The following is a 13,415-nucleotide window of genomic DNA, read 5'->3' on the forward strand; positions in this document are numbered from 1 at the left end:
TCTTTGTTGTTGTACGAGGAAAAATTCAGGCCGGCTCGCGCCAGGCCATGGCGTTGTCCACCAGCGACTGCACGCTGCCGTCGTGGCGGAAACCGATCGCTTGCGCGGCGCGGGCATCCAGCGGCGGGAGACAACCGAAGGCGGCCTCCAGCTGTGCGTCGGGCCGGTAGTCGACCAGCGCCCGGCGTTCTTCTCCGAAGCGTGCGGCCAGCCCCTCCACCACTTCCGCCACGCTCAGGCGCAGCACCGGCAGGGTATAGGCGCGTCGCGCAGCAACCTGCTCGGGCAGCAGCCGGGCCGCATGCAACAGGTTCCCGGCGCAGCAGCCGACCGACATCCACCAGGCCACCGCGCCGGCGGACACCGGGCAACGGAAGGGCTCGCCGGCGGCCAGCTTCCAGAACAGGTCGCTCATGAAAGCCGACAGCAGCCCCGAGGGCTCCGGCGGCCTGGCGACTATGCCGGGCAGGCGCAGGATGCGGCCATCCAGCAGGCCGCGGCGGCTGTAGTCCTCCAGGAGGATTTCGCCAACCAGCTTGTGCGCCCCGTAGGACAACCCCGGGCGCAGCGGCGAGGCATCGTCCACCTGCGCGGGCAGCGGCGAGCCATAGACCGCGATGGTGCTGGTGAAGACCACCCGCGGGCACCTCCCCTGCTGGGCGAGCCGCTGGAACAGCGCGAGGGTCGCGTGGAGGTTGACCTGCAGGCCCAGCTCGAAATTGCGCTCGGCGGCCCCGCCGGGAATGCTCGCCAGGTGGAACACCAGGTCCGGCGCCACCTCCAGCGCGGCATCCAGCACCGCCGGATCGGCGATGCTGCCACTGACCAGATGCAGCCGCGGGTCGGCCGGCAGGTGCTCGCCGCCCATGTCCACCACGCTCAGGCGCCGCAGCGGGGTCCCTTCCGGCAATGGCGAAGCAGCCGCCAACAGGCGCTTGACCAGCTCGCGGCCGACGAAGCCGTTGCCGCCGGTTACCAGTACGTTCATGCCCTGCCCTCCGTGGACACCAGGCGCTGCTCGATGGCGCCGAACAGCGACTGGCCGTCGAGGCCGAGCATCTCGAAGCGCAGCACCTCGCCGAAGCGCATGAAGCCGGTGCGCGGCTCACCCTGTTCGAGCTTCTCGATCGCCCGGCGCTCGGCCAGGCAGGCCGAGCCGACCTCGCGGTAGCCACGGTTGGAGAAGGTCCCCGAGGCCAGCACGGTGCCGGCGCGCAGGTTCCGGTTGTAGGCCAGGTGGGCGATCAGCTCGCCGAAGGAGAAGTCCATCTCCGCGCCATTGGGGTTGCCGAACCATTCCCCGTTGCGGCTCACCTGCAGGTCCAGGTGCACCCGTCCGTCGCGCCAGGCCTCGCCCAGCTCGTCCGGCGTCACCGCCACCGGGGCGAACACGGTGGCGGGCTTGGCGTTGATGAAGCCGAAGCCCATCGACAGCTCGCGGAACAGGTGCGCGCGCATGGACACGTCGTTGAGCAGCAGGAACAGCTTGATGTGCGCCTGGGCCTCCTGCGCCGTCACGCCCATGGGCACGTCATCCAGCAGCACAGCCACTTCTCCTTCGAAGTCGCAGTTGTCCTGCTCGCTCGGGAAGGGATAGTCGTCGCGGGGGCCGCGGAAGTCGTCGCCCTGGCGCTGGACCAGGATGGGCACGCCGCTTTCCTTCCTCACGTCGAGGTCATAGGCGCGCTCCATGATCTCGCCGTGGTTGAGGAAGGCCGAAGCGTCGACGAACTGGTAGGCGCGCGGCAACGGCGCCATGACTTGCGTCGGCTCGAAAACGAAGGCATCCGTCGCCGTGCCGGCGTTCAGCGCGGCGTATTCGGCCTGCAGCGCGGGCTCCAGCTCATCCCAGCGCTCGATGGCCGCCTGTAGCGTGGGCGCGGCCTGGGCAAGGCACGCACGGGCGAGATCGCGTGACACCACCAGCAGCCGGCCATCGCGGCTGCCGTCCCTCAGGGTCGCCAGTTTCATTGAGTGTTCTCCTTGCAATCGCTTGTGGATGACGCCCACAGCTCGGGGCACTGGATCAGCTCCAGCAGGTTTCCCGAGTTGTCGCGGATGAACGCCATGGGCGTGCCCTGCACCACCTTCTCGAAGACGATGTCGGCGCCCTTCTCCCGCAGCCCGGCGACCGTCGCCGGGACATCCCGCACGGCCAGGCACAGGTGCTTGTTGCCATGGGTGCGCACGTCCTGGTTGGGTTCGCGGCGCTCGGCCGGCAGCGGCGCGGCGCCCTCGACCTGGAACAGCTCCAGGCGGAAGTCGCCGCGGCGGACGAAGGCCACGTCCGCCGGGATGATGTCGATGAAGGCGCGCATCTCCAGTTCGAAGCCGAGCATGCGCTGGTACCAGCCGATGGCGGCGTCGATGTCCGGCACGCTGATGCCGACGTGATGCGGGCGTATCTCCGGCAGGGTCGAATTCATCGCTGCGCTCCTGTCGCTCAGCTCAGGGGGCGACCGCCATCCACAGGGATGACGGCGCCGGTGGTGAAGGTCAGATGGGTGGCCGCCGCCAGCACGGCATCGGCCACCTCCCGTGGTTCGGCCAGGCGCCGCAGTGGCGTGCGCTCGGCCTGCTCGTCGCGCCAGGCGCGGTCCATGCGCTGGACGAACTCGGTGTCGGCCAGCCCCGGCGACACCGACACCACGCGGATCGCCGGCGCCAGCGCGCGGGCCAGCGAGCGGGTCATGTTGTCCAGCGCCGCCTTGGACGCGCAGTAGGCGACATTGCTGCCCATGGCGCTCACCGCGGCGATGGAGGAGATGTTCACCACTATCGCGGCGTCGCTGCGCTGCAGCAAAGGACGCAGTGCCCGCAACGTGGCGAAGGGGCCGCGCACATTGGTGGCGAGTATCCGCTCGAACAGCTCGTCGTCGAGGCCATCGAGGTCGTCATGGGGGACGTAGCGCGTGGTGCCGGCGCAGTTCACCAGCAGGTCGCAACGGCCATAACGCCGTTCCACTTCCGCCGCCAGCCCGGCAAGCGCCACGCTGTCGGTCACCGGGACCGGTAACGCGCAATGCGCGCCGCCGGTTTCCGCCAGTTCCTCGACCAGACGCAGCGCGGGCTCGCGGGAGCTGTTGTAGCCCACCACCAGGTTCGCCCCGGCCGCCGCCAGCGTCCGGCAGATCGCCGCGCCTATGCCGCCGGCGCCACCGCTGACAACGGCCACCCGGCCCTGCAGGGATACGCCCATGGCTCAGGCCGTCTTCTTCAGGCGGCGCACGCGGATGTCCGCCTGCTCCTTGTGCCCGGCGAAGTGTTCGAGGGCGCACAGGCGCGAGCAGTATTCGCCGATCAGCACCGAGGCCTCGTCGGTCAGCACGCGCTGGTAGGTGTGCGTCTTGATGAACTTGCCCACCCACAGGCCACCAGTGTAGCGGCCCGCGCCCATGGTCGGCAGGGTGTGGTTGGTGCCGATGACCTTGTCGCCGTACGACACGTTGGTACGGTGGCCGAGGAACAGCGCGCCGTAGCGGGTCATGCGCTGGAGGAACCAGTCGGGGTCGCGGGTCATCACCTGCACGTGCTCGGAGCAGATGCGCTCGGACTCCTGGAGCATTTCCTCGTCGCTGTCGCAGAGGATGATCTCTCCGTAGTCGCGCCAGGCGACGCTGGCCACCGCCGCGGTGTCCAGGCGTTCGAGCACCTTCTCGATGGCCGCCGGCAGCTCCTCGGCGATCTTGCGGCTGGTGGTCAGGCAGAAGGCCGGGGAAGTCGGTCCGTGCTCGGCCTGGCCGAGCAGGTCGACGGCGACCAGTTCGGCATCCACGCTGTCGTCGCAGATCACCATGGTCTCGGTGGGCCCAGCGAACAGGTCGATCCCCACGCGCCCGTAGAGTTGACGCTTGGCCTCGGCGACGTAGGCGTTGCCCGGGCCGACGATCATGTCCACCGGCGCGATGCTCTCGGTGCCCAGGGCCATGGCGGCAACGCCCTGCACGCCGCCCATCACGTAGATTTCGTCGGCGCCAGCCAGGGCCATGGCGGCGATGATCTCGGCCGAGGGCTTGCCGTCGAACGGCGGCGCGCAGGCGATCACGCGCTTGACCCCGGCGACCTTGGCGGTCAGCACGCTCATATGCGCCGAGGCCAGCAGCGGGTACTTGCCGCCGGGGATGTAGCAGCCCACCGAGTTGACCGGGATATTGCGGTGGCCGAGCACCACGCCGGGCAACGTCTCCACTTCGACGTCGCGCAGCGACATCAGCTGCACCTGGGCGAAGCGGCGGATCTGCGCCTGGGCGAACCGGATGTCCTCCAGCGCCTGCGGGCTCAACGAGTCGATGCAGGCCTGGATCTCTTCCTGGCTCAGACGCAGCGACGGCGGGTTCCACTTGTCGAACTTCTCGGAGTACTCGCGCACCGCCGCCTCGCCGCGCGCCTCGATGTCGCGGATGATCTGCTCGACGGTGCCACGCACCTGGGTGTTGAGCTCGGCCTTGACCTCGGCCGGTTTGCCTTTCTTCAGATACTGGATCATTGCTGGTTTCTCCGTTTTCGGTTGCCCCTCGCCAGGGCGAGGGCTTGCTTGCTCATCAGGTCCAGGCCGCCACGCTTTCCACCTCGACGCCGAGGGTGACGACGAAGCGGGCGACCATGTTGTAGGTGGCGACCACGCCGACCAGCTCCACCAGGCGGGTATCGCCCAGTTCGCCGCGCAGCTGCGCCAGCAGCCCCGCCGGCGCGCGGCCCTGGCGGGTCATGTCCAGCGCCAGGCGCAGCACGGCCCGCTCCAGCGGGTTGAACAGCGCCTCGTGGCCGATGGCGCTCTTCAGGTCGCGCAGGGCGTTGAACTGCGCGGGCGTGCCGCCGGCCTTGAGGAACAGCGGGCCGTGGTGGTGCATCTCGTATTCGGCGCCGCACAGCCCGCACACCGCGCACAGCGCCAGCTCGCGCAGCTTCTCCGGCAGCCCCAGCTCGTTGCGCACCTTGCCCAGCAGCGAGCCCCAGCCTTGGGTGAAGGGCACGCTGTGCAGCAGCATGCGGTCGATGTTGAGCAGCGTGCCGCCACGGCGTTCGAGGATGGGGGCCAATACGTCCGGCGGGCCGGCAGCGTCCGAGGGCTTGTAGGGAATGCCCGGCATAGTCGATCTCCAGCGATCAGTCGGAGGGGGTATGGGCGGCCGGCGCGGCCGCCGTTCAGTTGGATCAGGCGGTGCTCGGCTGCAGGGCCTCGGCCTGTGCGGGCCGGGGCCTGGGCAGGAGAAAACAGGCCAGCGCCGGCAGCAGGACCATGGCGCCGAGCATGTTCCAGAGGAACATGAAGGCCAGCAGCACGCCCATGTCGGCCTGGAACTTGATGGCCGAGAAGGCCCAGGTGGCGACGCCCACCGCCAGGGTCAGGCCGGTCAGCAGGACCACCTTGCCGGTGAAGGTCAGCGCCGCGTAGTAGGCGTCCGAGAGGCTGTCGCCGGCACGCATGCGCGCCAGGGTCACCGAGAGGATGTAGAGCGCGTAGTCCACGCCGATCCCCACGCCCAGGGCGATCACCGGCAAGGTGGCGACCTTCACGCCCATGCCCAGGGCCACCATCAACGCCTCGGCCAGCAGGGAGGTGAGCATCAGCGGCAGGACCGCCACCAGCACGGCGCGCCAGGAACGGAAGGTGACGAAGCACAGCAGGATCACCGCGCCGTAGACCAGGAACAGCATCTGCCGCCAGGCCTGCTTGACCACGATATTGGTTGCCGCGTCTATGCCGGCGCTGCCCCCGGCCAGCCTGAAGTGAATGCCGTCCCCGTCGTTGGCGGCGGCGAAAGCCTCCACCGCGCCGACCACGCGCGACAAGGTGTCGGCCTTGTGATCCTTCAGGTACACGTAGAGGGTCAGCAGGTCGCAGGCGTCGTTGTACAGGCCGCGCGGCGCCCCGGCGGTGATGAAGTTGAGCATCGACTGGTTCTTGATCAGCTCGAACCATTTCGGGTTGCCTTCGCTGAGGCCGACGAGCACCTGGCGGTTCAGCCGCGCCAGCGAGTTGGTCGACTCCACGCCCGGCAGCTGGCGCAACTGCCACTCCAGCGCGTCGACCCGCTTGAGCACCTCGTAGCCGGCGCAGCTGCCGTTGCCGTCGGTTTCCACCATCACGGCGAAGAGGTCGCTGCTGGCGCCGAAACGCTGGTTCATGAAGACCACGTCGCGGTTGTAGCGCGAATCGTCACGCAGTTCCGGGGCCCCCGGGTCGAGGTCGCCGATCTTCAGCTGGTGGCTGCCCAGCGCCCCCACTCCGGCCAGCAGAACGGCAACGGCCAGCGCCAGCACGGCGCCCCGGCGGCGGGTGAAGCGGTCGAGCAGGCGCCACAGCGGATGGCGCGCGCCGGCCTGCTCGGCGCGCAGGCTGCGCGCGGCGGCACCAGCGCTGACGCCGCTGAACGAGAGCAGGATCGGCAACAGGATCAGGTTGGTGAAGATCAGCACGGCCACACCCAGGCTGGCGGCGACGGCCAGTTCCTGGATCACCCGGATGTCGATCACCAGGAGCACGGCGAAGCCCACCGCGTCGGCCAGCAAGGCGGTGAGCCCGGCGAGGAACAGGCGGCGGAAGGTGAAGCGTGCGGCGACGTACTTGTGGGTACCGCGGCCGATGTCCTGCATGATGCCGTTCATCTTCTGCGCGCCGTGGCTCATGCCGATGGCGAAGACCAGGAAAGGCACCAGCATCGAGTACGGGTCCAGGTCGTAGCCCAGGGTCCTGATCAGCCCCAGTTGCCAGATCACCGCGATCAGCGAGCTGGCGACGACCAGGGCGGTACTGCGCACGCAGCGGGTGTACCAGAACACCATGGCGGTCACGATGACCACGGCGATGGCGAAGAAGGTCAGCACCTCGCGCAGGCCGTCGATGAGGTCCCCGACGATCTTGGCGAAGCCGGTGATGTGCAGCTCGATATCGCCCTGCTGGTAATGCGTGCGCAGGTCCTCCAGGCGTGCGGACAACTGCGCATAGTCCAGCTTGCTGCCGTCGGGCAGGCGGCTGAGCAGAGGCACGTAGATCACGCTGGCGCTGCCGTCCGCGGCCACCAGCTGGCCGATTTCGCCGGAGCGGTCGACGTTGGCACGCAGCTGGCGCAGACTGGCCGGCGAGCCATCGTAGCCGTCGGGGATCACCGGGCCACCCTCCATGCCCTCCTCGGTCACGCCGGTCCAGCGGGTGTTCGGCGTCCACAGCGACTTCATGCCGGCACGGTCCACGCCAGGAATCAGGAACACCTCGTCGTTGAGCTTGCGCAGGGCCTCCAGGTAAGCCGCGCCATAGATGCTTCCGGAACGGCTGACCACGCCGATGCGTATGGCGTTGCCCAGCCCGCGCAGGTCGTCCTGGTGGCGCAGGTAGTTGGCGATGTACGGATGGTTGGCCGGGATGGTCTTCTCGAAGCTGGCATTGAGCTGCAGCCCCAGGGCTTTCCACCCCAGCAGCAGGGTTGCCAGCAGGCACAGCGCGATGACCGCGAGGCGATGGTTGAACAGGAGGCGCTCGACCAGGCTGCCGGACTGCCGATCGAAATCGGCCAGGCTGGCGACGATGGGGAAGCTGCTGGATGCGGGCTGTTGCATGACGACCTCGGCTCTTCAGTGCTGCGCCGGCATGGCCGGCTGGGCGATACCTTGCAGGCTGCTGACCAGCAGCTCGCCGGCGGCGTTGCGGAGCATTGCCGTGGGTGCCGGCAGCGCCGTGCGCGCCAGCGGCTCCAGGCGCGTGCCGGACGAGCCGCCCTGCCATAGCTGGCCGGCCTGGTCGAGGAGCAGCACACTACCGTCGCGCTGCAGCTGGCTGGCCACCACCGACACCGGCTGGGGCAGCGCCAGCCGGCTCCAGCTCTGGCCGTGGTCGTCGGAACGGAAGGCATTGCCGCGCAGGCCGGCGACCACCAGGCTGTCGCCGTGGGCGCTGACGGTGAAGTAGCTGCCCTGGTAGGGCGTGTTCAGGCGGGTGAAGCTGGCGCCATGATCGGCGGAGCGGAACACCCTGCCCTCCTCGCCGACGATATAGAGGTAGGCCCCCGCCCCGGCGATCGCATACAGATGCCGTGAGCCCGGGTTGTCGAGGCAGGTGGAAAGCGACTGCCAGCTGCGGCCGCCATCCTCGGTCCGCAGGATCAGGTTGTAGGCGCCGATGATGAAGCCGTGCTTCTCGTCGGCGAAGTGCAGGTCGAGGAAGGGCTTGTCCGGACCGTCCTCGACCAGGCGCTGGGCGTTGCCCACGGCACTGGACTGGCTATCGGCCCCATCGCGCGCCTGGGCCTCGTCCAGCACGAGCTGGGCTGCCTGGCCGCCGCGCAGCTGGACACTCCAGCTCAGGCCGCCGTCGTCGCTGTGCAGCACGGTGCCGAAATGCCCCACGGCCCAGCCCTGCTCGGGCGTGGGGAAGCGCACTGCGGTGAGGGTCACGCTGACCGGCACGCGTGCCTGGCGCCAATGCCTGCCGCCATCCTCGGACAGCAGGATCAGGCCGCGCTCGCCCACCGCCACCAGGCGCCTGCCGGTGTCCTGCAGGGCGAGGATGGCCGCCTGTTCGAAAGACTCCGCGTGCAGCGCAGGGCGGCTATCGGCATCGGCCAGCGGCAGGGCAGCCGGCGCACCGGCACCGAACGCACCGCTGACCAGAACCAGGGAAACGGCAAGGATCGATGAACACCATGGACGCGTGGCAACGCGGCGGCGCGAGCCGCTGGGCAAGGCAATCTGCATGACGCTGACTCTTGTAATTGTTATGGCGGTGGCGGCGGTGCGGCGTGATCAGAACACCGTGCCGCCGTCGGCGTTGAGCACCTGGCCGGTGATGAAATCCGCCTCCTCCGAGGTGATGAAGGCGAGCAGCCCGCACAAGTCTTCCGGTACGCCGTTGCGCTTGATCAACTGTTGTTCGCACACCGCGGCGAACAGCGCCGGCGGCAGGTTCTTCTCCGACGCCGCGGTGCGCGTAAGACCTGGGGAAATCGCATTGACGGTGATGCCCTGCGGGCCGAGCTCGGCGGCCAGGGCGCGGACCAGGCCGATACCGGCCATCTTGGTGGTGATGTAGGCGGCGAAGTTGGGCATCGGATTGCCCACGGTGCTGGAGGCGATCTGCACGATACGGCCGTATCCACGGCTGGCCATGTCCGGGGCGAAGCACTGGGCCAGCAGCAGCGAGGCCTCGACGTTCACCGCCTCGAAGCGCCGGAAGCATTCCAGGGTCAGTTCGGCGAAAGGAACCAGCGGCATGTAGGCGGCATTGTTGACCAGGATGTCGCAGCGCCCGAAGCGCTCCAGCACCTTGCCCGCGAAGCGTCGCAGGGCCTCGGCGTCGGCCAGGTCGAAGGCCTCGGCATGGACCTCGGCGCCCAGTTCGCGCACCGCGGCGATGGTTTCCTCGGGGAGGCTCAGGTCGGCCAGGGCCAGGTGGCATCCCTGGCGGGCCAGGCGGCAGGCGAAGTGGTGGCCCAGGGCGCCAGCGGCGCCGGTGATGACCGCGACGCGGCCGTGATGAGTACTCTGCACGATGAGTTTCCTCGTTGTTGTTCTTGTTATCGGGGCGCCCGCTTGGCCGCCCGGCTCTATGGCAACGACCTTATCGCCCGCCTATCCATTCGGGAAATCGTTTATCGGAATCCAAGGTATCCATGGAACAAATGAGTCAACGCTCCCCGCCAAAAAGCGAATGCCCGTGCCTACCACCTCCCTGGCAAGGGATGGGCGGACACGGGCATTCGGAGCTGACGGGGCCTCTCAGATGGGTGCGCGCAGGGCCTCTTGGGCCGTGATCATCACCCGGGTGTGCTCTTCCAGAGAGCCGCCTTCCTGCTCGATCTGCCCCAGCCGCCCGGAGGCGCGCACTACCAGGCTGGCGCGGTCGAAGTGGCGCCCGGCGTAGGCCGTCAGCGCGCCTTCCAGCGAGTGCCGCCGGCCCAGCTCCTCGGCCAGGACGATGGCGCCCTCGATGGCGATGCCCGCGCCGGACGCCAGGTGCGGCGTGGTGGCATGCACGGTGTCGCCCAGCAATACGATGCGCCCCTTGTGCCAGGGCGCCCCTATCATGTGCCCGGCCAGCGGCCGGTACAGCAGGCGGTGGTTGCGCAGCGAGCCATCGAGGATGCCCTCGCGGATCTCGGCGACCTGGCCGCCGAACTCCCCCAATAACTCGGCCAGCTTGCCCGGCCACTCCTCCGGCGGAATGAAGTCCATGCCTTCGCGCTTGTCGAGGACGAACAGGTAGCATTCGCTGTCGCTGATGGGGTTCACCCCGGCCTTGGTGGTACGCCCCATGTAGACCGTGGAGTTCTCCCTCTGCCGCGGCACCACGGCACGCCACGAACCCTGCCCGGTGAAGCGTGGGCCGGGGAAATCAGGCAATACGAGCTTGCGCACTGCCGAGTTGACCCCGTCGGCGCCTATCACCAGGTCGTAGCGTTCGCCAGTGCCGTCGCTGAACAGCACGTCCACCCCTGCCTCGTCCTGGCGCATGTCCCGGAAGCTCTGTCCCAGGCGTACGCGCACCCCTGCCCGCTCGGTCGCCCGGGCCAGGATGCGGGCCAGCACCGGCCGCAGAATGCCGGCCGCCCCCGGCAGGCCCTCGGCGCCTGGAATGGCGGCTATCGGCACCGTGCGGGTGACGTTGCCGTTGGCGTCACAGATGTCGATGGCCCGCCAGGAGCCACCTTCGTGCAACACCTCGTCGACCACGCCGATCTGCCGCAGGGCACGCAGCGTCGGCCCACTGATGGTGATGCCGGCGCCGTCAGGCGCCCAGTTCGGGTTGATCTCCACCAGCTCGACGGCGATGCCCTGCTTGCTCAGTTCGATGGCGGCGCACATGCCGCCGATCCCCCCACCGACAACGAGCGCACGCTGAATCAATGCCATGGTCTTTCTCCTGGATGCATCTGTGCCTGTAGGCTCATTCGGTGGTTCCGCCCAGTCGTTCCGCCAGCCAGTCGGCGATCAGGGCTCCGGCATTGCCGGGGTTGTCCAGCGAGCTGTGTTCGACGCCGCCTTCGCGGTCGGTGAAGACGATCAGCTCCTTGTCCGGGCTGTTGACCAGTTGCTCGAAGGTGAGATGGGCATAGCGCAGGGGGATCTGGCGGTCGTTCTCGCCGTGGGTGACGAGGAAGGGCACGCGGATGCGCTCGAGCACCCCGTCCAGGTGCATGTGCTCGGCCTTGGCGAAGAAGTCGTCGAGGTCGCGGGCGCCGAACACCCATTGCACGTGCTTCCAGTAGTGCGGCACGGGGTTTTCGCCCTCGCGCTTCAGGCGTGCCTGTTGCACGGCCCGCCAGTCGTGGTTGGCGCCCCAGACCGCGCCGCAGGCGAAGCGCGGCTCGAAGGCCACGGCGCGCGGGCAGTAGTAGCCGCCCAGGGAAACCCCGAGCGCGCCGATGCGACGAGGGTCCACCTCGGGGTGTGTCTCCAGCCAGTCGACCACCCGGCTCGCCCACACCTCGGTGTCATGCACCGCCGGCATGCCATGCAGGCGCAAGGCCTCGCCGGTCCCCGGCTGGTCGATGAACAGTGCCGACAGGCCGCGCTCGGCGAACTGGCTGCCCATGACGCTCTTCTGCAGCATCTCCTTGGTGCTGTCGAGGCCGTTCATGATCACCACGATGGGCGCACGGGCCCCGGGGGCGAGGCCCTCGGCGCGAACGTAGAGGCCGCTGATGCAGGCCTCGCCATAGGGAATCTCGACCCGCTGGCAGTTCTCGTGGCGCAGCTGGCGGCTCTGCTCGAAGAGTTCCAGCGAACGCTTGTACAACGCCAAACGGTGCTCATAGCCGTGCGCCTGCATGCGCTCGGCGATGGTGTAGTACAGGGCGGCGCGCCCCAGCTTGTCACCCGCGGAACGCTTGCGCCCACGCGCCAGGTCCGCGTCGGCCAGTTCGACCAGCTTGTCGCCGCCGCCCTTCCAGGCCTGGAAAAAAGCCTCGGTGCCGGGGTCGTCCCCTGCCCTGGCGACTTCCAGCAGGGGAGCGCACATCGCATCCACCTCCCCGATGTTGCCGCCGTGGGTCAGGGCGATCATCGTCGAGAGGCTCCAGACATAGTTGGTGGGAAAGTACTGAAACATGGGTTCGACCTTTAGCTTGAAATCAGGATTGCCTGGCCACGCGCCGCTGCGGCGCCGACGCGGCCGGGAGTTGCCGGGGAATCCACACGCCGCCGTCGGCCGCCACGCGCGCCGGCACCGGCGTCAGGCGCTGGCCGACGCAGGGTCCGGCGAAGCAGTGTCCGGCGCGGATGTCGAAGTGCGCGGAATGGGCGAAGCAGACGATGTGCTGGCCATCGCCGGAGAGAAACATGTCCTGCCGGTAGTCCAGCGGGCGATGGTTGTGCGGGCAGTCGTTGAGCCAGACGAACACCTCCTCGCCCTGGCGCACCGCGAATACCCGGTCGTCCCGCCCCTCGCGCAACAGGCCCCGGGCGCCGCCGTCGGGAATGTCCCGGAGCAGGCAGAGCAGTTGTTCATCCGGCATGGCCGCTTCCTCACTCACCCGGCGCCCATTTGTCGATGGCGTCGAAGAGGAAGATCTGCGAGTTGTCCGAGCCGGGGTCCATCGCCCGTGCCGCCCACAGTTCGTCGTGCTGGTCCATGTCGGCGTCCATTTCCATCACGGCGCCAAAGGGGCTGTTGAAGTACCAGAAGTAGTTGCTGCCCATGATGTGCCGTCCCGGCCCCCAGAAGCTGCGATAGCCCTTCTTGACGAAGCGCCAGCCCTGCTGCAGGACCTCGCCGGCCGAGCCCAGGTGGAAGGTGAAGTGGTTGCAGCCGACCATGTGCTCGTTCTGGCTCTGGATCATGAACAGCGTGTGGTGATCCAGGGTGCCGGCCGGGCGCATGAACGGGCCGAGGTGGTTGAAGCGGTCGGTGACCACGAAGCCCAGGCGCCGGTAGAAGGCCTCGGCCTTGTCCACGTCGGAGACGAAATACACCACGTGCGACAGCGAGCGCGGTTCGATATGGGCATCGGGGTCCGCGGCGCAGTCGTTGGGGGCCCGCCCCGGCGCCTGGCCCGGTACGTTGAAGCCCAGGTAGCGCGCCTGGATCGGTTGCCGGCGGGTGACCATGAAAGCCACGCCGAAGCCGCCGTCGTCCAGGCAGTGCAGGCTGCCATCGGCGTCGATGCGCAGCTCCCGGTCACGCCCGAGCTCGTCGCGGATCGCCGCCAGCGTGGCCTCGTCGGCCACGCCATAGACGGTCTCGCGCAGTGAAGGCGAAACCGCCCCCGGCGGCAGCGCCGGCAGGCCGGGCGCATCGCTGCGCCGCACGATGAGGCCGGTGCCGTCGAGGGCAACGTAGACGCCGCCGCCCGCCGGGTCGTAGTCCTGCACGCGCAGGCCGTAGTCAACCAGGTACTGGTGGGCGCCCTGGAGGTCTTCGACGCCGAAGACCAGGTATTCAAGACCGACGATATTCATGGTGCTTTGCTCCTGTCCCGGAT

13 protein-coding genes are annotated in these 13,415 nt (G+C 68.6%); all 13 read right to left on the minus strand.

Features of this window, described 5'->3' with window-relative positions:
* Nucleotides 1-25: 25 nt before the first annotated feature.
* Nucleotides 26-988, minus strand: coding sequence for an NAD-dependent epimerase/dehydratase family protein (locus tag PKO50_RS18740; protein ID WP_109935895.1), 963 nt, complete (start codon nt 986-988; stop codon nt 26-28).
* Nucleotides 985-1,971 (minus strand): fumarylacetoacetate hydrolase family protein, encoded by a 987-nt coding sequence (locus PKO50_RS18745; RefSeq protein ID WP_109935894.1) that lies wholly within the window; start codon nt 1,969-1,971, stop codon nt 985-987. Before PKO50_RS18745 ends, PKO50_RS18740 begins: the two co-directional genes overlap by 4 nt.
* Complete coding sequence (locus tag PKO50_RS18750) at nt 1,968-2,426, minus strand: VOC family protein (RefSeq protein WP_245323041.1); 459 nt, start codon at nt 2,424-2,426, stop codon at nt 1,968-1,970. The genes PKO50_RS18745 and PKO50_RS18750 overlap by 4 nt, the downstream gene beginning before the upstream one ends.
* Before the next feature lie 17 nt (nt 2,427-2,443).
* On the minus strand, nt 2,444-3,199 hold the full coding sequence (locus PKO50_RS18755; RefSeq protein WP_177412108.1) for an SDR family oxidoreductase: 756 nt from the start codon (nt 3,197-3,199) through the stop codon (nt 2,444-2,446).
* 3 nt (nt 3,200-3,202) lie between these two features.
* On the minus strand, nt 3,203-4,486 hold the full coding sequence (gene hisD / locus PKO50_RS18760) for a histidinol dehydrogenase (RefSeq protein WP_109935893.1): 1,284 nt from the start codon (nt 4,484-4,486) through the stop codon (nt 3,203-3,205).
* A 55-nt stretch (nt 4,487-4,541) separates the two neighbouring features.
* A complete protein-coding gene (locus PKO50_RS18765) occupies nt 4,542-5,090 on the minus strand; it encodes a carboxymuconolactone decarboxylase family protein (protein ID WP_109935892.1) in 549 nt (182 codons plus the stop codon).
* A gap of 64 nt (nt 5,091-5,154) precedes the next feature.
* Nucleotides 5,155-7,557 carry an MMPL family transporter gene (locus tag PKO50_RS18770; protein ID WP_275626910.1) on the minus strand — a complete coding sequence of 801 codons (2,403 nt, stop codon included), beginning with the start codon at nt 7,555-7,557 and terminating at the stop codon, nt 5,155-5,157.
* 15 nt (nt 7,558-7,572) lie between these two features.
* The gene (locus PKO50_RS18775) at nt 7,573-8,691 is read right to left on the minus strand and encodes a YCF48-related protein (RefSeq protein WP_109935890.1); all 1,119 of its coding nucleotides are present in this window, start codon (nt 8,689-8,691) and stop codon (nt 7,573-7,575) included.
* A 48-nt stretch (nt 8,692-8,739) separates the two neighbouring features.
* Nucleotides 8,740-9,483: an SDR family oxidoreductase gene (locus PKO50_RS18780; RefSeq protein WP_275626911.1), complete on the minus strand. Its 744-nt coding sequence runs from the start codon at nt 9,481-9,483 to the stop codon at nt 8,740-8,742.
* Between the two features lie 228 nt (nt 9,484-9,711).
* A complete protein-coding gene (locus PKO50_RS18785) occupies nt 9,712-10,845 on the minus strand; it encodes an FAD-dependent oxidoreductase (RefSeq protein WP_275626912.1) in 1,134 nt (377 codons plus the stop codon).
* Between the two features lie 34 nt (nt 10,846-10,879).
* Nucleotides 10,880-12,043, minus strand: a complete 1,164-nt coding sequence (locus PKO50_RS18790) for a prolyl oligopeptidase family serine peptidase (RefSeq protein ID WP_275626913.1) — start codon at nt 12,041-12,043, stop codon at nt 10,880-10,882.
* A 22-nt stretch (nt 12,044-12,065) separates the two neighbouring features.
* Nucleotides 12,066-12,449, minus strand: a complete 384-nt coding sequence (locus PKO50_RS18795) for a Rieske 2Fe-2S domain-containing protein (RefSeq protein WP_109935886.1) — start codon at nt 12,447-12,449, stop codon at nt 12,066-12,068.
* Nucleotides 12,450-12,459: 10 nt separating this feature from the next.
* The gene (locus PKO50_RS18800) at nt 12,460-13,392 is read right to left on the minus strand and encodes a VOC family protein (protein ID WP_109935885.1); all 933 of its coding nucleotides are present in this window, start codon (nt 13,390-13,392) and stop codon (nt 12,460-12,462) included.
* Between the last annotated feature and the right edge of the window lie 23 nt (nt 13,393-13,415).

It is taken from the genome of Pseudomonas sp. 273, from assembly GCF_029201425.1.
Classification (GTDB): domain Bacteria; phylum Pseudomonadota; class Gammaproteobacteria; order Pseudomonadales; family Pseudomonadaceae; genus Pseudomonas; species Pseudomonas delhiensis.

Coding starts and splice junctions, on each gene's coding strand:
- PKO50_RS18795 (WP_109935886.1), bottom strand. CDS start 12,449: ATGCCGGATGAACAACTGCTCTGCCTGCTCCGGGACATTCCCGACGGC.
- PKO50_RS18750 (WP_245323041.1), bottom strand. CDS start 2,426: ATGAATTCGACCCTGCCGGAGATACGCCCGCATCACGTCGGCATCAGC.
- PKO50_RS18755 (WP_177412108.1), bottom strand. CDS start 3,199: ATGGGCGTATCCCTGCAGGGCCGGGTGGCCGTTGTCAGCGGTGGCGCC.
- PKO50_RS18770 (WP_275626910.1), bottom strand. CDS start 7,557: ATGCAACAGCCCGCATCCAGCAGCTTCCCCATCGTCGCCAGCCTGGCC.
- PKO50_RS18745 (WP_109935894.1), bottom strand. CDS start 1,971: ATGAAACTGGCGACCCTGAGGGACGGCAGCCGCGATGGCCGGCTGCTG.
- PKO50_RS18785 (WP_275626912.1), bottom strand. CDS start 10,845: ATGGCATTGATTCAGCGTGCGCTCGTTGTCGGTGGGGGGATCGGCGGC.
- PKO50_RS18765 (WP_109935892.1), bottom strand. CDS start 5,090: ATGCCGGGCATTCCCTACAAGCCCTCGGACGCTGCCGGCCCGCCGGAC.
- PKO50_RS18790 (WP_275626913.1), bottom strand. CDS start 12,043: ATGTTTCAGTACTTTCCCACCAACTATGTCTGGAGCCTCTCGACGATG.
- PKO50_RS18800 (WP_109935885.1), bottom strand. CDS start 13,392: ATGAATATCGTCGGTCTTGAATACCTGGTCTTCGGCGTCGAAGACCTC.
- PKO50_RS18775 (WP_109935890.1), bottom strand. CDS start 8,691: ATGCAGATTGCCTTGCCCAGCGGCTCGCGCCGCCGCGTTGCCACGCGT.
- hisD (WP_109935893.1), bottom strand. CDS start 4,486: ATGATCCAGTATCTGAAGAAAGGCAAACCGGCCGAGGTCAAGGCCGAG.
- PKO50_RS18740 (WP_109935895.1), bottom strand. CDS start 988: ATGAACGTACTGGTAACCGGCGGCAACGGCTTCGTCGGCCGCGAGCTG.